Origin of the sequence: Paenarthrobacter sp. NPDC089988, assembly GCF_044748465.1 — a bacterium.
Taxonomy (GTDB): Bacteria; Actinomycetota; Actinomycetes; order Actinomycetales; family Micrococcaceae; genus Arthrobacter.
Genome location: NZ_JBIVGD010000001.1, coordinates 308,560 through 328,473, shown reverse-complemented (window position 1 = coordinate 328,473; position 19,914 = coordinate 308,560). Strand labels below are relative to the sequence as shown.

At 63.8% G+C, this 19,914-nt stretch carries 18 protein-coding genes; 4 read left to right on the top strand and 14 right to left on the bottom strand.

The genetic code is table 11. The annotated features are described in order from the left end of the window. The first annotated feature begins 25 nt into the window (after window positions 1–25). Both ACIPV6_RS01575 and ACIPV6_RS01570 read left to right on the top strand, forming a co-directional pair. The gene (locus tag ACIPV6_RS01575; protein WP_400269217.1) at window positions 26–1,501 is read left to right on the top strand and encodes a DUF349 domain-containing protein; all 1,476 of its coding nucleotides are present in this window, start codon (window positions 26–28) and stop codon (window positions 1,499–1,501) included. 92 nt (window positions 1,502–1,593) lie between these two features. After that, entirely contained in the window at window positions 1,594–2,193 is a 600-nt protein-coding gene (locus tag ACIPV6_RS01570) for a hypothetical protein (protein WP_400269216.1), read from the top strand. On the opposite strand, the gene ACIPV6_RS01565 is transcribed toward ACIPV6_RS01570, so the two are convergent. From ACIPV6_RS01565 to pdxT, 9 genes are all read right to left on the bottom strand, one after another. After that, complete coding sequence (locus ACIPV6_RS01565) at window positions 2,190–4,580, bottom strand: RelA/SpoT family protein (protein WP_397321945.1); 2,391 nt, start codon at window positions 4,578–4,580, stop codon at window positions 2,190–2,192. The genes ACIPV6_RS01570 and ACIPV6_RS01565 overlap by 4 nt on opposite strands. 153 nt (window positions 4,581–4,733) lie before the next feature. Continuing rightward, window positions 4,734–5,732, bottom strand: a complete 999-nt coding sequence (gene secF, locus ACIPV6_RS01560) for a protein translocase subunit SecF (RefSeq protein WP_400269215.1) — start codon at window positions 5,730–5,732, stop codon at window positions 4,734–4,736. Next, the gene (secD, locus tag ACIPV6_RS01555) at window positions 5,732–7,483 is read right to left on the bottom strand and encodes a protein translocase subunit SecD (RefSeq protein ID WP_400269214.1); all 1,752 of its coding nucleotides are present in this window, start codon (window positions 7,481–7,483) and stop codon (window positions 5,732–5,734) included. Before secD ends, secF begins: the two co-directional genes overlap by 1 nt. A gap of 115 nt (window positions 7,484–7,598) precedes the next feature. Then, a complete protein-coding gene (gene yajC, locus ACIPV6_RS01550; protein WP_400269213.1) occupies window positions 7,599–7,982 on the bottom strand; it encodes a preprotein translocase subunit YajC in 384 nt (127 codons plus the stop codon). Window positions 7,983–8,084: 102 nt separating this feature from the next. Continuing rightward, complete coding sequence (ruvB, locus tag ACIPV6_RS01545; RefSeq protein WP_400269212.1) at window positions 8,085–9,161, bottom strand: Holliday junction branch migration DNA helicase RuvB; 1,077 nt, start codon at window positions 9,159–9,161, stop codon at window positions 8,085–8,087. Beyond that, on the bottom strand, window positions 9,154–9,798 hold the full coding sequence (ruvA, locus tag ACIPV6_RS01540; RefSeq protein WP_400269211.1) for a Holliday junction branch migration protein RuvA: 645 nt from the start codon (window positions 9,796–9,798) through the stop codon (window positions 9,154–9,156). The genes ruvB and ruvA overlap by 8 nt, the downstream gene beginning before the upstream one ends. Window positions 9,799–9,859: 61 nt before the next feature. Next, a complete protein-coding gene (ruvC, locus tag ACIPV6_RS01535; RefSeq protein WP_400269210.1) occupies window positions 9,860–10,435 on the bottom strand; it encodes a crossover junction endodeoxyribonuclease RuvC in 576 nt (191 codons plus the stop codon). Window positions 10,436–10,480: 45 nt separating this feature from the next. Further along, on the bottom strand, window positions 10,481–11,236 hold the full coding sequence (locus ACIPV6_RS01530) for a YebC/PmpR family DNA-binding transcriptional regulator (protein ID WP_397321619.1): 756 nt from the start codon (window positions 11,234–11,236) through the stop codon (window positions 10,481–10,483). A 3-nt stretch (window positions 11,237–11,239) separates the two neighbouring features. Continuing rightward, window positions 11,240–11,941, bottom strand: coding sequence for a pyridoxal 5'-phosphate synthase glutaminase subunit PdxT (gene pdxT, locus ACIPV6_RS01525; RefSeq protein ID WP_400269209.1), 702 nt, complete (start codon window positions 11,939–11,941; stop codon window positions 11,240–11,242). 80 nt (window positions 11,942–12,021) lie between these two features. Between pdxT and ACIPV6_RS01520 the strand changes: the two genes are divergently transcribed. After that, window positions 12,022–13,341, top strand: coding sequence for a MurT ligase domain-containing protein (locus tag ACIPV6_RS01520; protein ID WP_400269208.1), 1,320 nt, complete (start codon window positions 12,022–12,024; stop codon window positions 13,339–13,341). Then, window positions 13,338–14,096, top strand: a complete 759-nt coding sequence (locus ACIPV6_RS01515; protein WP_400269207.1) for a type 1 glutamine amidotransferase — start codon at window positions 13,338–13,340, stop codon at window positions 14,094–14,096. The genes ACIPV6_RS01520 and ACIPV6_RS01515 overlap by 4 nt, the downstream gene beginning before the upstream one ends. Before the next feature lie 3 nt (window positions 14,097–14,099). Here the strand turns inward: ACIPV6_RS01515 and ACIPV6_RS01510 are convergent, their stop codons facing one another. The 5 genes from ACIPV6_RS01510 to thrS all read right to left on the bottom strand — a co-directional run bounded on the left by ACIPV6_RS01510 (window position 14,100) and on the right by thrS (window position 19,910). After that, on the bottom strand, window positions 14,100–15,356 hold the full coding sequence (locus ACIPV6_RS01510; protein WP_400269206.1) for a CapA family protein: 1,257 nt from the start codon (window positions 15,354–15,356) through the stop codon (window positions 14,100–14,102). A gap of 176 nt (window positions 15,357–15,532) precedes the next feature. Further along, window positions 15,533–16,459: a pyridoxal 5'-phosphate synthase lyase subunit PdxS gene (gene pdxS / locus ACIPV6_RS01505; protein WP_031215979.1), complete on the bottom strand. Its 927-nt coding sequence runs from the start codon at window positions 16,457–16,459 to the stop codon at window positions 15,533–15,535. A 213-nt stretch (window positions 16,460–16,672) separates the two neighbouring features. After that, on the bottom strand, window positions 16,673–17,299 hold the full coding sequence (gene pgsA, locus ACIPV6_RS01500; RefSeq protein ID WP_400269205.1) for a phosphatidylinositol phosphate synthase: 627 nt from the start codon (window positions 17,297–17,299) through the stop codon (window positions 16,673–16,675). Then, a complete protein-coding gene (locus ACIPV6_RS01495) occupies window positions 17,292–17,882 on the bottom strand; it encodes an HIT family protein (RefSeq protein ID WP_400269204.1) in 591 nt (196 codons plus the stop codon). Before ACIPV6_RS01495 ends, pgsA begins: the two co-directional genes overlap by 8 nt. Before the next feature lie 18 nt (window positions 17,883–17,900). Then, on the bottom strand, window positions 17,901–19,910 hold the full coding sequence (gene thrS, locus ACIPV6_RS01490; RefSeq protein WP_400269203.1) for a threonine--tRNA ligase: 2,010 nt from the start codon (window positions 19,908–19,910) through the stop codon (window positions 17,901–17,903). Window positions 19,911–19,914: the final 4 nt, after the last annotated feature.

Sequence of the window (19,914 nt, the reverse complement as noted above, 5' to 3'; positions counted from 1 at the left end):
CCCTCCAAGCGAAAGACTTTTAGCGGTGACAGACAGTCAGAAATCCGACGAAACAGCAGCAGTGACCAACCAGGAAGCCGTCGAGGCGACCGAAGGCAGCGGCCAGGAAGAGACGCCTGGCGTCGAAACCACGACGCCGGAAGCCAAGCCTGCTGCGCCCCGCCCGGCTCCCTCCCCCGCTGCTTTCGCAGCGCGTCCCAAGGCTCCGGCCGCCGTCGTACCTGCCGCGCCGGCAGTGTCCGCAGCGTCCCTCGCGGAAGCCGCCAAGTGGGGCCGCGCCGAGGGCGATGGCCATGTGTTCCTCACCCTGGACGGTGAAGAACTTGCCGTGGGCCAATACCCCGGCGTCAGCCCTGATGAGGCCCTGGGGTACTTCGCCCGGAAGTTCGACGACGTGATTGCCCAGGTGGTGCTCTTGGAGCACCGCGTGGAATCCAAGGCGCCGGCCACGGACATGCAGAAGACCGTTGCCCATCTGCGGGAGCAACTGGCTGAACGGAACATGGTGGGCGATATCCGCTCCGCCGAGGCGCGCCTGGACTCGCTCTCCACCCAGATCGTGGAGCTGGAAAAGTCGGAGAAGGCAGCCCACGACGCCGTCCGGGCCAGCGAACTCGCGGCCCGCGAAGCGATCGTGGCTGAAGCCGAGTCCATCGCCGGACAGGACCCGGCGCAAATCCAGTGGAAGACCTCGAGCGCCCGGATGAACGAGCTCTTCGAGACCTGGAAGGCGGCGCAGAAGAGCGGCGTCCGCCTGGGCCGCAGCAACGAGGACGCACTGTGGAAGCGCTTCCGATCGGCTCGCACGGTCTTCGACCGCCACCGCCGCGCGTACTTCTCGCAGCTGGACAGCAACAACTCCGCAGCGAAGGCCGCCAAGGAAGCACTGATCACCGAGGCCGAGGCACTCTCCTCGTCAACGGACTGGGGCTATGCCGCAGGCGAATACCGCCGGCTCATGGACCAGTGGAAGGCCACTCCCCGCGCCAGCCGCAAAGACGACGACGCCCTCTGGGCCCGGTTCCGTGCTGCGCAGGACGTCTTCTTCAGCAACCGGCAGGCGGCCAACGACCAGATCGACCAGGAATACACCGCCAACCTGGCTGTCAAGGAAGAACTGGTGGCCGAAGCCCAGGCCCTCCTGCCGATCAACGACCTGAACACTGCCAAGAAAACCCTCCAGTCCATCCGCGACCGGTGGGAGGACGCCGGAAAGGTGCCGCGTGCGGACATGGGACGCATCGAGGCCGGCTTGCGCAAGGTAGAGGACGCCGTCCGGGAAGCCGAAGAAGAGAAGTGGCGCCGGAGCAACCCGGAGACCAAGGCCCGCACCAACAGCGCACTCTCGCAGCTTGAGTCGGCCATCGCCAGCCTCAAGGATGACCTGGAGAAGGCGGAGACGGCAGGCGACCAGCGCCGCATCAAGGCTGCCCGCGAAGCCCTCGAAGCCCGCCAGGCATGGCTGGACCAGATTCAGCGCTCGGCAAGCGACCTCGCGTAGGAGTTTTCCACGAAGGCAGGCCCCGTCCCGGTTATCCACATAGCCGGGACGGGGCCTGTACTCGTTTTCGGCGTTCGGGAAATGATCGATGGATGGTCTCCGCTGTCACCACCGCGCATCTGCAAGAACCCGTGCTTCATGAGCTCTACTCAGCGCCCCGCATCTTCACCTGGCCCGAACTCCAGAGCATGGCATCGGATGGCATCCTGACTCCCTTGTACGGAAAGAGTTACGCCGCGCCCGGATCCGCGGTCACCCCGCGGCTCAGGGCCCGGGCTGCCGCGCTGACCGTTCCGGAGCGCATGCGGACCAAAGTGGTTGCCGGGAGGCTGACGGCGGCGTGGATCTATGGTTGCGCCAGGCCGCCCAGGAGCCTCACGCTGCTGGTCGATGCGAAGCACCGCATCTCCAGCATCCGTGGTGCCCGTGGCTGCAGCCTGCACGAAGTCCGGCTCGGCCAGTTTGACGTCGTCAGTCTTGGTGGGCTGCTCGTCAGCAGCCCCTTGCGGACCGCAGCGGACATCGCCTTGCACGTCGAAGCCGAGCATGCCCTCCCGGCGTTGTCTTCACTCCTGGAAAAGCCGGACCTCGGAGTCCGGCTCCGCCTGGTGACCCTGGCCGTGCAGGCTGCCCCGCGGGTACCGCACAAGAAGCGCGCCCTCGCCACCTTGGCCCGGTTGCAGGATGGCTAGCTTCGGCGGCGGTTGCCCGTGGTCCGGTAGACGTCAAAGACTCCGTCGATGCGGCGTACGGCGCTCAGGACGTGGTGCAGGTACTTCGGATCACCCATCTCGAAGGCAAACTTGGAAATGGCCACCCTGTCGCTGGACGTGTGGACCGATGCCGCAAGGATGTTCACGTGGTTGTCCGAAAGAACCCTGGTGACGTCGGAGAGCAGGGACTTGCGGTCCAACGCCTCAACCTGGATCTCCACCAGGAAGACACTCGACTGCGTCGGAGCCCATTCCACTTCCACGATCCGGTCCGGCTGGTCCCGGAGGCCTGCGACGTTCGTACAGTCGGTCCTGTGAACCGAGACTCCCGAACCACGCGTCACGAAGCCCAGGATGGGATCCGGCGGGACGGGCGTACAGCACCGGGCCAGCTTGACCCACACGTCGCCCACGCCGCGCACAATGACGCCGGAATCGGAGAACTTGGATTTGGCCACCTGCGTCGGAATGCTGACCTCGTCAAGGTCCTCATCAGGCGTCTCATGGCCACCCAACTGCTCCATGAGCTTTTCCATGACCGACTGTGCAGACGTGTGGCCGTCTCCCACACCCGCGTACAGGCCGGAGATATCCACGTAATGGAAGTCCTCGGCCACGGATGACAAGGCGTCATGGGTCATGAGGCGCTGGAGGGGCAGGTTTTGCTTGCGCATGGCCCGCGTCAGCATGTCCTTGCCGCGGTCAATGGCCTCTTCGCGGCGTTCCTTGCTGAACCATTGGCGGATCTTGTTGCGGGCACGCGCCGACTTGACGAAATGCTGCCAGTCCTGGCTGGGGCCGGCACCCTCTGCCTTGGAGGTGAAAATCTCCACCCAGTCGCCATGGTTCAGTTCGCTGTTGAGGGGCACCAGCTTGCCGTTGACCCGGGCGCCGATGGTACGGTGTCCCACTTCGGTGTGGACGGCGTAGGCGAAGTCCACGGGCGTGGATCCCGCAGGGAGGGCCATGACCTCGCCCTTGGGCGTGAACACGAACACTTCCCGGGCGTTGATCTCGTAACGCAGGGAATCGAGGAATTCGCCGGGATCGGAGGTTTCCTGCTGCCAGTCAACCAGTGACCGCAGCCAACCCATGTCTCCGTCACGCGGACTTCCCGGACCAACAGCCGTGCGGTTGGGCTGGTCTTTGTACTTCCAGTGCGCCGCTACACCGTATTCCGCCCGGCGGTGCATCTCGTGCGTCCGGATCTGGATCTCAACGGGCTTGCCGCCAGGACCGATCACTGTTGTATGCAGTGACTGGTACATGTTGAACTTGGGCATCGCGATGTAGTCCTTGAACCGCCCAGGGAGCGGGTTCCAACGCGAGTGCAGGGTGCCCAGGGCTGCGTAACAGTCCCGGACCGAGTCCACCAGGACACGGACGCCCATGAGGTCGTTGATGTCGTCAAAGTCCTTATCCCGGACGATCATCTTCTGGTAGATGGAGTAGTAATGCTTGGGGCGACCGGTGATGGTCGCCTTGATCCGCGCGGTGCGAAGGTCATCGGCAATCTGGTTGCGGATGACGCTGAGGCTCTTCTCGCGCTCCGGCGTCCGGTCCCCCACCATCCGCACGATTTCCTCGTACACCTTGGGGTACAGGGCGGCGAAGGACAAGTCCTCAAGCTCCCACTTGATGGTGTTCATGCCCAGGCGGTGGGCCAGCGGAGCGAAGATCTCAAGGGTCTCGCGCGCCTTGCGGGAGGAGGATTCAGCGGACACGAACCGCCAGGTCCGTGCGTTGTGGAGCCGGTCCGCCAGCTTGATCATCAGGACACGGATGTCCTTGGCCATGGCCACGACCATCTTGCGGACCGTCTCGGACTGGGCCGCCTCGCCGAAGCTGACTTTGTCCAGCTTGGTGACGCCATCCACCAACATGGCTACTTCCGGCCCGAAGTCCCGCGTCAGATCGGCGAGCGTGTACGGGGTGTCCTCCACGGTGTCGTGCAGCAGGGCTGCCGCCAGCGTGGTCCCGGTCATGCCGAGCTCCGCCAGGATGGTGGCGACGGCCACAGGATGGGTGATGTACGGATCGCCGCTCTTGCGCTTTTGCCCCTGGTGGCTGCGCTCCGCGACGGCGAAAGCGCGCTGGATGAGGTCGAAGTCCTCTTTGGGGTTGTTGGCCCGGACGGTCCGCAGCAAGGGCTCCAGGATGGGCGAATATGGTGCCACTCCCCTGCCGGTCAGGCGGGCCAGGCGGGAGCGTGTGCGTTCGCGTCGTCCAGGGAAGGTTGGGCGTGGTCCGGGGGCATCAACCGGGACAGCAGCAGTCCGTCCAGCCACGCTTGTTGCTGGAACAGCCACCCCGCTGTGACCGTCTTCCCCGCCCGCCGGTGGTGCCGACGTCGCACGTTCTTCCACAGAAGTACCCCTCACGACCGATTTAATTCTCCCAGTCTATTCCCGGAAGCGAATGCTTCCGCAACCCGGCAGCACATGACGGATGGACCGGCAAGTCAAAGAGCCGGGCGCCTGCACTGAAGCAGGCGCCCGGCTCTTCCGGTGAAACAGTTGCTAGGCGCTGGGAACAGCGGCCCCGGTCCGGCGGTGGGAGACCTTCTTGGCTTGCTTGACGAGCTCCGGCTCGCCTTGGCGCAGCCAGGCATACAGTGGCGCAGCAATAAAGATCGTGGCGGCGGTTCCGATCAGGATGCCCACGAACAGGGCCAACGAGAGGTCCCGCAGGGTACCCGCGCCGAGGAGGCCGGCACCGATGAACAGGATCGCAGCAACCGGCAGAACGGCCACCATCATGGTGTTGATGGAACGTACCAGGGTTTGGTTGACGGCGAGGTTGACCTCTTCGGCGAAAGTCCGGCGGGAAGACGTCGCAATGTCAGAGGTGTTCTCGCGGATCTTGTCGAAGACCACCACCGTGTCATACAGCGAGTAGCTGAGGACGGTCAGGAAGCCGATGATGGCCGACGGCGTCACTTCGAAATCGCTCAGGGCGTATACGCCCGCTGTGGTGAACATCGTGACGAGCATGCCCACCAGGGCGGACAGGGACATTTTCCAGGTCCTGAAGTACAGCGCCATGAGGACGGCAGCCAGTCCCACGAAGACCACCAGGCCGATCAGCGCCTGCCGGGTGACATCCTGGCCCCAGGTGGGCCCGACGAAGTTGGAGGTGACCTCGTTCTCGGTCACGCCGTAGGCGCTGGTGAGGCCATCCTTGATGCGGTTGGTTTCGTCGTCAGTCAGCTGGTCCGTCTGGATGCGCATGGTGTTGCCGGCGACATTCGCCACGCGCGGCACCGCGCCCGCGACGACGTCGTGAACGGCCTTCTCACCCAGTGCGGCGTCGGTGGTCTTCACGTTGGATACCGTGAACTCCGAACCACCGCGGAACTCGATGCCGAGGTTGAAGCCGCCCTTAAGAACGGGAATCAGGATCGAAAGGACCACTGCGACAGCCGCGATGGTGAACCAGATCTTCTTGGAATCGACAAAGTTGTACGAACGTTTGCCGGTGTAGAGCTCATAGCCGAAGGTCGCGAAGCTCGTCTTCATTACTTCTCCTCCTTGGTGCCGTTCGAGGTCCCGGTGAGCTGGCCCTTCTCGGCAAGGCGCCGTTCGGCGATGGTCAGGCGGCGTTCAGCCTCAGCTGCGGCACCCGCATTCCGGGCGCGTACGTTGACTGGCTTGTCGTCAGCCGTCCGGAGACGGCCTGCGCCACGGTACAGCGGTACTGCTCCCAGGCGGTCAGGAGACAGGCCCGAGAAACGGTGCCCTTCTCCGAAGAACTTGGTACGCGCCAGGACCTGCAGCGTGGGGTGGGTGAACATGAAGACCACAATGAGGTCGGCCACGGCCGTGAGGCCCAAGGTAAAGGCGAAGCCACGGACGTTGCCGACGGCCACGAAGTAGAGGACCAAGGCGGCAAGGAGGTTGACGGCCTTTGATGCCAGGACGGTGCGCTTGGCGCGCTTCCAACCGTTCTCGACGGCGGAAACCAGGCCGCGGCCTTCACGGAGCTCGTCGCGGATTCGTTCGAAGTAGACGATGAAGGAGTCAGCCGTCTGGCCGATGGCCACGATCAAACCGGCCACGCCGGCCAGGGAGAGACGGTAGTTCTCGGTCCAGCCCAGGATGGCGATGGCCAGGTAGGTCAGCGCACCTGCGACGACCAACGATGCCACGGTCACCAGGCCGAGGGCGCGGTACTGGAACAGGGAGTAGACAACAACCAGGGCAAGGCCAATCAGGCCAGCCAACAGGCCGAGGCGAAGCTGGTCCCCACCAAGGGTTGCTGAGATCTGTTCCTGCGACTGGATCTCGAAGCTGATGGGCAATGCGCCGTAACGGAGCTGGTCAGAGAGCGCCTTGGCTGTGGCCTGGGTGAAGTTTCCGGTGATCTGCGGACGGCCATCGGTGATGACGGCCAGGGCACGGGGAGCGGAGATGACTTTGTCGTCCAGGACAATGGCGAACTGCGACTTGGGGTCGTCACTGCCTTGGGCCTGCGCGGCAACGTAGTACTGGTTGAGTCGTTCGGTAACCTGCTTGAACTTCTCCGTGGCGTCACCGTTGAAGACGATGTTCACGCCCCAGGAGTTGGTCACCGTTCCCTGTGCACCCTGGACCTGGGAGAACGTGGAATCGGCGATATCCTGGCCCTTGACCTCCACCGGTCCGAGGATGTACTTGACCGCCGGCGTCTTGTCCGTTGCAGCCTCGCACGTCACCAGGGGCTTCGCGGGGTCCGATCGGTCGCGCTTCTCCGTTGAAGGATTGACGCAGTCCAGCGCCTCGAATTCCTTCTGGACCTCGGGGGTGATCCAGTTCGGATCGCTCGCGTTGGTCGGCTCGGCGGTCGGCTTGTTCAGTTGGTCGTCCGGAGTGCGGGATTCGGCGGGTACCGCAGCAGGATCACCGTAGGTGATGACGGGCCGGAAGTTCATGTCCGCCGAGGCCTGGATGAGGTCGCGGGTTTCCTTGGACGGCGTACCCGGCAGGCTGACCACGACGTTGCGGCCTGACTGCGTGCTGATTTCGGCTTCGGCGACACCGGAGCCGTCAACGCGCTGGCGGATGATCGCGACAGCCTGGTTGAGTTGCTCCTCATTGATATCGCTGGCACCCTCCACCTTGGGCGCCAGGATCATCTGGGTTCCACCCTCAAGGTCCAAGGCGAGTTTGGGAGCCCAGCTGGCGTTGCCAGTCAGGACCCCACCACCGAGGACGGCGGTCAATACAACGAAAATTGCTCCAAGCCAGGTCAGCACCCTGCGGGCTGAGTTTTTGGGGCCGGTCCGTGCCATTAATCGATCTTCCTGTTATCGCCGGACAGCCGCCGGCCGACGCTGGTAAGCGTCCGCCGGCGGCTTTCCGCTGCCTTAGAAGTTAACGTGCGCGGTGTTACCGCGACTGACAGTGCTAATTGTCCTTCTTGTCCTCTTTGTTGAGGCGCGCGATGGTTTCTTCGGGCGTCTCAGTTGCGGCCGGGCCGTCAGTCTCGGCGACAGTGAGGGAAGAAGCGTCGTCCGGCACAACCGGAGCTTCCTCTTCGGGCTTGTCCACCACCTTGGTGACAGCTTGGCGGTGGACCGTGGCTTCGTTGCCCGGGGAAAGCTCGATGACAACCTTGTTCTCGGCCTCGTCGATGGACACGATGCGGCCAAACAGGCCAAAGCTGGTCATGACGTCAACACCCGGCGCAAACTTCGACTGCATTTCAGCCTGCTGCTGCTGGGTCTTCTTGTTGCGGCGGAACATCATGAAGACAAAGAGGCCAAGCATGACGAACAGCAATATGGTCATTGGATCCACAGGGAAGTTCCGTTCTGTACTTACGTTTTGTTCACGGCAACGTCCTGTGCCGAGCGTCATACCAGTCTAGAGGGAAATTCTGAACGGGGCGTGTTAACCGAGGGTGTCTACGCTCTCAGCGTTGTTTTCGTCCTCGTCAAACAGTGCCAGCTGTTCCTGGCCGAACACCCCGGCAGGTACTGCGTATCCCAAGTGCGTCCAGGCCGCTGCCATGGCGATGCGGCCGCGCGGCGTGCGGCCCATCAGCCCTTCCCTGACCAGGTACGGCTCGGCAACGGTTTCCACCGTCTCAGGCTCTTCTCCGACGGCTATGGCCAGGGTGGACAACCCCACGGGACCACCGTTGAATTTGGTGATCAGGGCTTCCAGGACCGAGCGGTCCAACCGGTCCAGGCCCCGCACGTCTACCTCGTACATGTCCAAGGCCGCCGCGGCCGAGCGGGCGTCGATCTGCTCAATGCCGTGTACCAGCGCCCAGTCCCGGACACGCCGGAGCAGTCGGTTGGCAATACGGGGCGTTCCGCGGGACCGGCCGGCAATCTCGGTGAACCCGGCAGAGTTGACCTTCAAATCCAGCAGGCCGGCCGAACGTCGCAGGACCAGCTCAAGCTCGGGCACCGAGTAGAACTCCAGGTGTCCGGTAAAACCAAACCGGTCGCGGAGTGGGCCGGGCAGCAGGCCCGCACGAGTGGTGGCTCCCACCAAGGTGAACGGCGGCAGTTCCAACGGGATGGCTGTGGCCCCCGCTCCCTTGCCCACCACGATGTCCACGCGGAAGTCTTCCATGGCCATATAAAGCATTTCCTCGGCAGGCCGGGACATGCGGTGGATTTCGTCCAGGAACAGGACTTCCCCCTCGGACAGCGAGGAGAGGATGGCCGCCAGGTCACCGGCGTGCTGGATGGCCGGGCCGCTGCTGATGCGAAGGGGTGCGTTCATTTCCGCGGCAATGATCATGGCCAGGGTGGTTTTGCCGAGGCCAGGAGGACCGGAGAGGAGCACGTGGTCAGCGCTCCTCCCACGCATGCGGGAGGCTTCCAGCACCAGGGACAACTGCTTGCGGACCCGGTGCTGGCCCACGAAATCGTGCAGGTTCTTGGGCCGGAGTGCGGCTTCAATGACCCGCTCCTCCGGTTCCTCTCCCCCGGCTACGAGGGATTGCTCAGCCACGGCTGCCTACGCGGTTGCCGGCCCGGGCACCGTCCTGCCCCAGCCAACGCAGCGTGGCCCGGAGGATCTGGGCAACGTTGCCGGAGTCCACCAGTTCGGGCGAATCGGCCATGGCCTTGTCGATGCTTCCCGTGGCGTCCTTCTCGGACCATCCCAGGCTGGTCATGGCGGCAACCACCTGGGGCTTCCATTCGGCACCGACCTGCACTGAAGGGGTGCTTGACGTCCCCGTTCCGTGCGGGACCAGCTTTCCCGCCAACTCCAGGACCAGGCGGCCGGCAACCTTGGGACCGATGCCCGGCACCTTGGTGAAGGCCTTGGTGTCACCGGTGTGGGCGGCCACCCGGATGGCCTCCGGCTCGTGGACGGCCAGCACGGCCAGCGCCAGCCGGGGACCAACGCCGCTGACGCCCAGGAGGACATCGAAAACCTCACGTTCGTCATCGTCAGCGAATCCGAACAGCGTCAGGGAGTCCTCCCTGACGATCATGGACGTGAAGAGCTTGGCTTCATCGCCCACCCTGAGGTGGCTCAACGTCTGGGGCGTGGCGTAGACGCTCATGCCGGCACCGTTGAGGTCGATCACTGCGGTGGACAAGCCAACGTGGGCAACCGTTCCACGAAGAAAACTGATCAAGACCCGGCTCCTGTAATTATCCGAACATATCTACGAATAGCCTAGCAAGCGCCGCCGGCTTTCACCGACCACGCCGCGCCTTGGCTTCGGCTTCCGCCCACGCCCGCTGGGCAGGAGTCAGCGAAGACTGGCCCTTGGCGGAAGCATTTCCTGCCGCGCCACCTGCGCGCCAGGCATGGGTCAGGGCAAGGGCCAAAGCATCTGCAGCGTCGGCGGGCTTGGGTGGGGCATCCAAGCGAAGGATCTTGGTGACCAGCTTCGTCACGGCCTCTTTGTTGGCACTGCCGCTGCCGGTGACGGCCGCTTTCACTTCCGAGGGCGTATGCAGGGCCACCGGAATGTTCCGCCGGGCGGCGGCTGCAATGACCACGCCGGATGCCTGCGCCACGCCCATGACCGTGCTGACGTTCATCTGCGAGAACACCCGCTCCACCGCCACCACATCGGGTTCATGCAGGTCCAGCCACTCATCGATGGCCTGCGCGATCACCAGCAAGCGCCGGTCAAGCGTCAGTTCGGCCGAGGTTCCTACAACCCCCACTGCCACCATGGTTGCCCGGCGGTTCCGCTCGATGTCCACCACGCCGATCCCGCAACGGGTAAGGCCCGGATCGACTCCCAATACGCGAAGAGTCAAGTCCGGGCCTTCCTGTCAGTGGTGGATGTGATGCGTTGCCCCGGCCTAGTCGGCGTCGAGGGCTGCCTGCACTTCCTCGCTGAAGTCGGCGTTGCTGTAGACGTTCTGGACATCGTCCAGGTCCTCGAGCGCGTCAACCAGCTTCATGAACTTCTTGGCGCCGTCGATGTCCAGGTCCACCTGCATGGACGGGACAAACTCGGCTTCGTCCGAGTCGTAATCGATCCCGGCGTCCTTCAAGGCATCACGGATGGCCTGGAGGTCCGAGGGCTCGGAGTGGATTTCCCAGTTCTCGCCACTGTCCTTGACTTCTTCGGCGCCTGCTTCGAGGACGGCCATGAGGATGTCGTCTTCGCTCAGGCCGTTCTTCGGCAAGACCACGACGCCCTTGCGGGTGAAGAGGTAACTGACGGATCCGGGGTCGGCAATGGTGCCGCCATTGCGGGAGATCGCGAGCCGGACCTCGGAAGCGGCGCGGTTCTTGTTGTCGGTCAGGCATTCGATGAGCACGGCAGAGCCCTGCGGACCGCGTGCTTCGTACATGATCTCGGTGTAGTCAACCACTTCACCGGTGAGGCCGGCACCGCGCTTGATGGCGCGGTCGATGTTGTCGTTGGGAACGGAGGTCTTCTTCGCCTTGGTAACGGCAAGTTCCAGACCGGGGTTGCCGGCGAGGTCCGGTCCGCCCATGCGGGCAGCAACTTCGATGTTCTTGATCAGCTTGGCGAACGACTTTGCACGCCGTGCGTCAATGACGGCTTTCTTGTGCTTGGTGGTCGCCCATTTGGAGTGGCCTGACATGCTTTACGCTTCTCCTCTGATCATTCGAATAAAGAGTTCATGCACGCGCTTCTCGCCCGTCACTTCCGGATGGAAGGAGGTTGCCAACAGGTGGCCGGAGCGCACTGCAACAATTCTAGCCAATCCATGCAAAGTGGCGGTGTGGCTGGCATGGTCGGGGTCCACCTGGGCCAGTACTTCGACATCCGGACCCACGCGCTCCACCCAGGGTCCGCGGATGAAGACGGCGTGGACAGGATCGACGCCGGACTCCCCTGCGCTGAAATCGAGCCCCTTGAAGTCGAGGTCCGTCTCGAAGGATTCGCGCTGCCTGCCAAAGGCATTGCGGCGCACCGTGATGTCCAGTCCCCCGAAGGTCTGCTGCGGGTTGCCCTCGAGATCCGTGGCGGGGTCGGCAATTTCGTTGGCCAGCAGGATCATTCCGGCGCAGGAACCGTAAACGGGCAGGCCATCGGCGATGCGCTTGCGCAGCGGGTCCGCGACTTCGAAGATCCTCGCGAGTTTGTCGATCGCCGTGGACTCGCCGCCCGGAATGATGAGGCCGTCGATGTCGTCCAGTTCTGCCGGCCTGCGGACGCCGATGCCGGTGGCCCCTGCGGCCTCGACGGCATGGATGTGTTCGCGGAAGTCGCCTTGGAGAGCCAGTACACCGATCCGGAGTCCTGCACCCACGCGTGATGAAGCGTCGGAAAGGGAATTGGTCATTCGACCATCATAGTGGCCCGGACACCGGGACCATGCCCCGGGACCGGGCTCCATGCACCAACTGGGATATATTACAGAGCATGTTTTCCTTCAGCGTCCCCCTCGGCAAAGTGGTCCGTGGACTGTCCCGGCTCCGCGGCGGAGGCTCAGCCTTTCCCGGGCTGGTGGTCGAGAAAATCGACCCCGGTTTCATGCAGCGGACCTTGGCTTCCTTGCCGCACGGCGTTGCCGTGGTCAGCGGGACCAACGGCAAGACAACCACCACCAAGATGGTAGTGGAACTCCTTGAAAGCCAGGGCCTGAAGGTCTTCACCAACCGCAGCGGAAGCAACTTCACCCGCGGCGTCGCGGCGTCGCTGCTGGGCGTCGTCGACTGGCGCGGAAAGCTCGACGCCGACGTGGCCGTTCTGGAACTGGACGAGGCACATGCTGTCCATTTCGTGAACAAGGTCTCGCCGCGCTTCAGCCTCCTGCTCAATGTCCTCCGTGACCAGTTGGACCGCTTCGGCGAAATCGACAAGACCGCCCGGCTCTTGGAACACATCGCACTCAAGACCACGGATACAGTCGTCCTGAACCGCGAAGACCCACGCGTGGCCCGCATCGCGAATGCCATTCACAGCCCCGACGCGGTCCTCCACCCGGCCATCCGGTATTTCGGCCTGGACGAATCGCTGCGCAGCACGTTCCCCAACGATGACGACATGCGGACCGCCACCGGCACCACGTCCCCGGGGACGTCAGCCGCAGGTGACGCTCCCGCCGCCCCGGCGGCCGACGTCGTACTCCGCCGGGTAGGTGCCGACGACGCTGACTTTGAGTTCGACGGCGAAACCGTCACCACGCAGATGAAGCTGCGCGGCGTGTACAACATCTTCAACGCCGCAGCGGCGCTGTCCCTCGCCCGGGCCATCCTGGGCGCGGGCGAAGTGGACACCCCGAAGCTGGTCAAGGCGCTCGGCGAGGTGGCTCCGGCCTTCGGCCGTGGCGAAAGCCTCACGGTGGACGGCCTGCCCTTGGAACTGGTGCTCGTCAAGAACCCCAGCGGCTTCCGCCTCGGGCTCAAATCGTTCCCTGCGGGCGGCTACGCCACCATGATCGCCATCAACGACAACTACGCCGACGGCAGGGACATGTCCTGGCTCTGGGACGTGGAGTTCGAATCCTTGCGCGGGAACGGCGTGGAAGTCCTCACCGGTGTCCGGGCCTACGACATGGCGCTGCGCCTGCAGTACGACGAGGTGCCTTTCGGCTCCGTCGAAACCGACATCACGGCCGCGCTGCGGACGTTCATCGACGGATCGCGCGGCAAGCCCAAGCGCATCTTCTGCACTTACACCGCCATGCTCGCCATCCGCCGCGAACTGGCCAAAATCACCATTGTTGAGGTTGTCTCATGACGTCGGAACACAGCACAAGCGAGGAAGCACAGCCCAGCAAGGGAACACTGCGGGTCCTGCAGCTGTACCCCAAGGAAATGAACATCTACGGGGACTGGGGCAACGCCCTGGTGCTCCAGCAGCGCATCAGGTGGCACGGCTACACGCCGGAACTGCTGGAGTACAACGTGGGCGATGACTTCCCGGAGGACATCGACATCATTGTGGGCGGCGGCGGCCAGGACAGCGGCCAGGTGGTCATCCAGGATGACCTCCAGGCACGGGCCGACGTCCTGCGGGGATTGGCTGACGACGGCGCCCCCATGCTGGTGATCTGCGGCCTTTACCAACTGTTTGGGAAGTTCTTCAAAACCAGCGCGGGCCCGGTGATTCCCGGCATCGGCATCCTGGACGTCGAAACACACGGAACCAACGAGCGGCTGATCGGCAACGTCGCCCTGAAATCCGCGGAGTTCGGCGAAGTCCTGGGCTACGAGAACCACAGCGGACAGACCACGCTGGGTCCCGGCGTCGAGCCGTTGGGCACCGTGACGAAAGGTGCCGGCAACAACAGCAAGGACGGCCATGAGGGCGCCCGCTACCGCAACGTGGTGGCCAGCTACCTCCACGGCTCGCTGCTGCCGAAGAACCCGGCGATTGCGGACTTCCTGATCAAGACGGCCGCGGAACGGAAGTTCGGCAGTTTCGTTCCGGGAATGCCCGACGACGACTACGCCCGCCTCGCGCGCGAACACGCCGCACGCCGGCCGCGGTAGCGGCTACTTCTCCTTGGTGATGAGGAGTTCGTGGGCGCCGGCCGTTGCCGCGCCCATGGACTCCACCACTGCTTGCGTTCGCTGATGCGTCTCCGCGTCTGCCACTGCTGAGGCGCAAACACCCTGTGGAGCGTCACTGGCCACGGAGCACCAGCGGTAGGGATCGCGGACGATCACGGATGGCGCCCAGGCGAGGTCCGAGACACCCCATGCGCCGGCGTCGTTCTGGCTGAACTGGGCGCGCACCAGCAGGCCCTCGTTGTTGACCACGTACCACGGCGACAATTCCGTAATGCCGTTGCCAAGCCCGTAGACGATCCAGGTCCCCTTGTAGTTTTCAATAGGGAGCACCGAATGGGTGTGATGCCCGTAGACCATGGTGAACTGGCCGCTGTCCACCAGCGCATGGGCCACATCCTGCTGCTGGGCATTGGGCTCACTCGCGTACTCGTCGCCCGCGTGCATGACGCCCAGGACAATGTCCGCCCCTTGGGCCCGCGCCTGGGTGGCTTTGGCGATCATGACGGCTGGGTCCAGTTCGTCCACCAACCAGGGATACTCCGGTATCTGTCCGTTGTGGCCGTACGTCCCGGCAATCACGGCAATGGTTGCCGCCGGCGTCTTGAGCATGAGGATTTCCTTGGACGCCGCCTCCGTTCGGTAGGACCCCGTGTGCTTCAGGCCGGCGGCATCAAGGGCATCCAGGGTACGGAGCAGGCCATCCGTGCCGCGGTCGATGGTGTGGTTGCTGGCCGTGGTGCAGGCCTGGTAGCCGATGTCCTTGGACGCGGCGATGATCTGGGGTGGCACGTTGAAGGACGGGTACGCCGAGAACGGGCCTTCCGGGTTGGCCACGGGGGTCTCCTGGTGGCAGATGGCGAGATCGCTGGCGGCTACATATTTCCGTTGCCCCTCAAGGAGTGGAACAAAGGTGTAACCGGGCTGGCCGGCGGCCGCGGCATCTGCTCGTGCCTGCTGCCAGAGCTGGGTGTGGACCAGCATGTCGCCCGTGACCGTCACGGAGGTGCAGCGAAGGGTGGGGCATGCCGGCCCCTTGCCGTGCGTGGGGACGGGCGTTGGCGTGGGGCTCGGTGTGGCCGTGACGGGTGGCTCCGGCGCACTGCTCGTGTTCCTGGAGTCATTCTCGGCGATGACCCCGCAACCGCTGAGCGCGGCGAGGAGGGCGCTGGCTGTCAGCAGCCACGCCAGCTTTGGGACGGAGGCGCGAGCGGTCCATGTGACTTTCCCCATACCGGTCATCCTACGGCCGCGGCTGCCGCAAAACGGGCGCGGCGCCCTTGAGGACACGAACTTCAATGAAAGAGGTCATTTCATGACCAGCCCCAATCCGCTTCCGAAGCGGCGCGGACTGGATTAAACAAACGACGCCGGACGGTTACCTCGGGAGGTGACCGTCCGGCGTCGTTGGGCTGCTTTTACCAGCCGCGTTCTGCGAGTCGATGCGGCTCGGGGATTTCGTCAACGTTGATGCCCACCATGGCTTCGCCGAGGCCGCGGGAGACCTTGGCGATCACGTCGGGGTCGTCGTGGAAGGTGGTGGCCTTGACGACGGCGGCGGCGCGCTGGGCGGGGTTGCCGGACTTGAAGATGCCCGAACCCACGAACACGCCGTCAGCGCCGAGCTGCATCATCATCGCAGCATCGGCCGGGGTCGCGATGCCACCGGCGGTGAACAGCACCACCGGGAGCTTGCCCGTGGCCGCGACTTCCTTGACGAGTTCGTACGGGGCCTGCAGTTCCTTGGCCGCGACGTACAGTTCGTCCTCGGGCAGGGAGGAGAGCTTGGCGATCTCGGCACGGATCTTGCGCATGTGCCCGGTGGCATTGGAGACATCGCCGGTGCCGGCTTCGCCCTTGGAACGGATCATCGCGGCACCTTCGTTGATGCGGCGCAGAGCCTCACCGAGGTTGGTGGCACCACAGACGAACGGGACGGTGAAGTTCCACTTGTCGATGTGGTTGATGTAGTCCGCCGGGGTCAGGACCTCGGACTCGTCGATGTAGTCCACGCCGAGGGACTGCAGGACCTGGGCTTCGACGAAGTGGCCGATGCGGGCCTTGGCCATGACCGGAATGGACACGGCGGCGATGATCTGATCGATCATGTCCGGATCGGACATCCGGGACACGCCACCCTGGGCGCGGATATCGGCCGGAACACGCTCAAGCGCCATCACGGCAACAGCACCGGCATCTTCGGCGATGCGGGCCTGCTCGACGTTAACGACGTCCATGATGACGCCGCCCTTGAGCATCTCCGCCATGCCCCGCTTAACGCGGTTGCTGCCCGTGACGCTGTTCGCGGACGAACCGGCTTCGTTGCTTACATCTGGAGTAGACACAAAAACCCCTATGGGTAGATAAACGACCTTTTGACCGGCGGCACGCACAGCACAGGACCGCATTCAGCGCACACCGGAGTTCAGGTCAAGGTGACCAAGTACTAGTAATACTAGTCGCAGTGGATGGGGTGGCTGTACTTGTATTACTGCCCCGAATCCCCATTTAGCCGGGTCCGGCAGGACACCTGCACAATCCGCGCATCCGGACTCTGGTCAGATGCCAGTTCCCTTGGCCTCGGACAGGGCTTGCCGGTGGACCGTGGCCATCCTTTGGACGATGGTGATGACGCTCGCAATGGCAAGCAGGACGAGTGTTGCGAACAGAACCACAGGTGGCAGCCCAAGCCCTGTGAGTCCCGTCACGAGCAGAACGGAGGCCAACCTCTCAGCCCGCTCAGCCAGGCCTACGCTGGCGTGGTACCCCAAGGACTCGGCCTTTGCCCGGGCATAGGAAACCACCATGCCCAGGACCAGGCAAACGACTGCGGCCGTGGCAATGGCGGGGTCGGCGCCCTTCGTGAAGAACCAAATAGTGATGCCCGCGAAGATCGCCCCGTCGGCCAGCCGGTCAAGGGTCGAATCAAGGAAATTGCCCCAGCCACCGCTCCTACCCTGAAGCCGGGCCATGATCCCGTCCACCACGTCGGAAAAGGCAAAGATGGCAACCACCACCGAACCCCACCAGAGGTACCCGAGCGGATACAGGACCAGGCCACCCAGGATCACTCCGGCGGTGCCAACAATCGTTACCGCGTCCGGTGAAACGCCCATCCTAAGGAGCCAGCGGGCAACGGGGGTGAAAAGGGAGGTAAAGAAGCCACGCGCATGCCGGTTAAGCATTCGACTCCCCCGGCCAGGCTTCGGCCACCAGTTTCCGGACCTCGTCCAGTGTCTGGGTAATGGCTTTGGTCTGGGCGATGATGGGGAAGAAATTCCCGTCCCCTCCCCAGCGCGGAACCACATGCTGGTGCAGGTGCGCGGCAATTCCTGCGCCGCCCGTGACACCTTGGTTCATGCCGAGGTTGAAGCCGCTGGGGTTGGAGACCTTCCGCAACACGCGCATGGCGGTCTGGGTGAGGTCCGCGAATTCCGCCGTCTCTTCCACGGTGATGTCGGTGTAGTCCGGCACATGGCGGTAGGGGCAGATCAACAGGTGACCCGGGTTGTACGGGAAAAGGTTGAGCACCACGTAGCAGGTCCTGCCACGGTGGACGATGAGCGACTCTTCGTCGGTGCGCGATGGCCCCACACAGAAAGGGCAGTCGTCCTTGTTCTTGAACTGGTCCTGCCCGCCCTTGATGTAGGCCATGCGGTGCGGAGTCCACAGGCGCTGGAAGGCGTCCGGGACACCAGCCAGGCCGAAGTCATCGGTTACCTCGGCGTCGCCCGGAAAATCAGCTCCAGCGCCTGTGTTCTCCTGCACCGTTTCTTGTCCGTTCCGTCAGTTCTCGCGGTTCTTGACGGCGTCAACGATCCTGCGGACCGCCTCGGCCACGGGCACGCCGTTGTCCTGGCTGCCATCGCGGAAGCGGAAGGAGACAGCACCGGCCTCGGCGTCTTCCCCGCCGGCAATCAGGACGAAGGGAATCTTGTCCTTGCTGGCCGTACGGATCTTCTTGGGGAAGCGGTCCGAGGAAATGTCCACTTCGGCGCGGATGCCCGCCGCCTTCAGCTGGTCGACGACGTCGAACATGTAGTCGTTGAAAGCTTCGGCCACCGGGATGCCCACCACCTGCACGGGAGCGAGCCAGGCCGGGAAGGCACCGGCGTAGTGCTCCGTCAGCACGCCCATGAAGCGCTCCACGGAACCGAAGAGGGCGCGGTGGATCATCACGGGACGCTGGCGGGTGCCGTCCGCGGCCTGGTATTCAAGCTCGAAACGCTCGGGCAGGTTGAAGTCCAGCTGGATGGTGGACATCTGCCAGGTCCGGCCCAAGGCATCCTTGGCCTGCACGGAGATCTTGGGACCATAGAACGCAGCTCCACCCGGATCCGGAACCAGCTCCAGGCCCGAGGCTTCAGCTACCTCGGCCAGGGTGCGGGTGGCTTCTTCCCAGGTGGCGTCGTCCCCAACGAACTTTTCCTCGTTCTTGGTGGAGAGTTCCAGGTAGAAGTCGTCCAAGCCGTAGTCCTTGAGGAGGCCCAGCACGAAGTTCAGCGTGGTGGTCAGCTCGTCCTTCATCTGCTCACGGGTGCAGTAGATGTGGGCATCGTCCTGTGTCATGCCCCGGACACGGGTGAGTCCGTGGACCACACCCGACTTCTCGTAGCGGTACACGGAACCGAATTCGAACAACCGGAGCGGCAGTTCGCGGTACGAGCGTCCACGCGAGCGGAAGATCAGGTTGTGCATGGGGCAGTTCATCGGCTTCAGGTAGTAGTCCTGCGCCGGCTTGCGTACGCTGCCGTCCTCGTTGAGTTCGGCGTCAATCTGCATCGCAGGGAACATGCCGTCCTTGTACCAGTCAAGGTGGCCGGAAACCTCGTAGAGGTGTCCCTTGGTGATATGCGGCGTGTAGACGAACTCGTAGCCCGCGTCCACGTGGCGCTGGCGGGAGTAGTCCTCCATGGCCTTGCGGATGATGCCGCCCTTGGGGTGGAAGACCGGGAGGCCCGAACCGAGTTCGTCCGGGAAGGAGAACAGGTCCAGCTCAACGCCCAGCTTGCGGTGGTCGCGGCGCTCGGCCTCGGCGATGCGTTCCTGGTAGGCCTTGAGGGCCTCCTTGGTGGGCCAGGCCGTTCCATAGATCCGCTGGAGCTGCTGGTTGTTCTGGTTGCCCAACCAGTAGGCGGAGGACGAACGGGTCAACGCAAAGGCGTTGGAGATGATCTTGGTGTTGGGCAGGTGTGGGCCGCGGCAAAGGTCGCACCAAACACTGTCACCGCTCTTGCGGTCCACATTGTCGTAAATGGTGATGTCGCCGGCGCCGACCTCCACGTTGACTCCTTCGGCGGAGTCTGCGGCGTCGTTCTTCTTGCCCAGCAGTTCGAGCTTGTAGGGCTCGTTGGCCATGGCTTCGCGGGCTTCTTCTTCGGTAACGACACGGCGGACGAACTTCTGGTTCTGGTTGATGATCTTCTGCATCATCTTTTCCAGCTGGCGCAGGTCTTCCGGCGTGAACGGCTCTGCGACGTCGAAGTCGAAGTAGAAACCGTCGGTGATGTAAGGACCAATGCCAAGCTTGGCGTCCGGGCGCAGCTGCTGCACGGCTTGTGCCATGACGTGCGCCGTGGAGTGGCGGAGGACATTGAGTCCGTCCGGCGATTCAATGGTGACGCCCTCGATGTTCGCACCGTCCGCGAGGGGCTGGTCAAGGTCCTTGAGGACACCGTCAACACGGGCAACAACAACATCGCGGCGCTCGAAGAAGAGTTCCGCGCCGGTAGTCCCCTCCGTCACCTTGGTCTCTTCGCCATCGACGATGAGGGTGATCTGTTGGGCATCTGACACGGGT

Bases quoted from the DNA above. Each gene is read 5' to 3' on its own strand.
- secF (WP_400269215.1), bottom strand. From the start codon at position 5,732: ATGAAGACGAGCTTCGCGACCTTCGGCTATGAGCTCTACACCGGCAAA.
- ACIPV6_RS01530 (WP_397321619.1), bottom strand. From the start codon at position 11,236: ATGTCAGGCCACTCCAAATGGGCGACCACCAAGCACAAGAAAGCCGTC.
- pgsA (WP_400269205.1), bottom strand. From the start codon at position 17,299: ATGCTTAACCGGCATGCGCGTGGCTTCTTTACCTCCCTTTTCACCCCC.
- ACIPV6_RS01510 (WP_400269206.1), bottom strand. From the start codon at position 15,356: ATGACCGGTATGGGGAAAGTCACATGGACCGCTCGCGCCTCCGTCCCA.
- secD (WP_400269214.1), bottom strand. From the start codon at position 7,483: ATGGCACGGACCGGCCCCAAAAACTCAGCCCGCAGGGTGCTGACCTGG.
- pdxT (WP_400269209.1), bottom strand. From the start codon at position 11,941: ATGACCAATTCCCTTTCCGACGCTTCATCACGCGTGGGTGCAGGACTC.
- ACIPV6_RS01520 (WP_400269208.1), top strand. From the start codon at position 12,022: ATGTTTTCCTTCAGCGTCCCCCTCGGCAAAGTGGTCCGTGGACTGTCC.
- yajC (WP_400269213.1), bottom strand. From the start codon at position 7,982: ATGACCATATTGCTGTTCGTCATGCTTGGCCTCTTTGTCTTCATGATG.
- ACIPV6_RS01570 (WP_400269216.1), top strand. From the start codon at position 1,594: ATGGTCTCCGCTGTCACCACCGCGCATCTGCAAGAACCCGTGCTTCAT.
- ACIPV6_RS01515 (WP_400269207.1), top strand. From the start codon at position 13,338: ATGACGTCGGAACACAGCACAAGCGAGGAAGCACAGCCCAGCAAGGGA.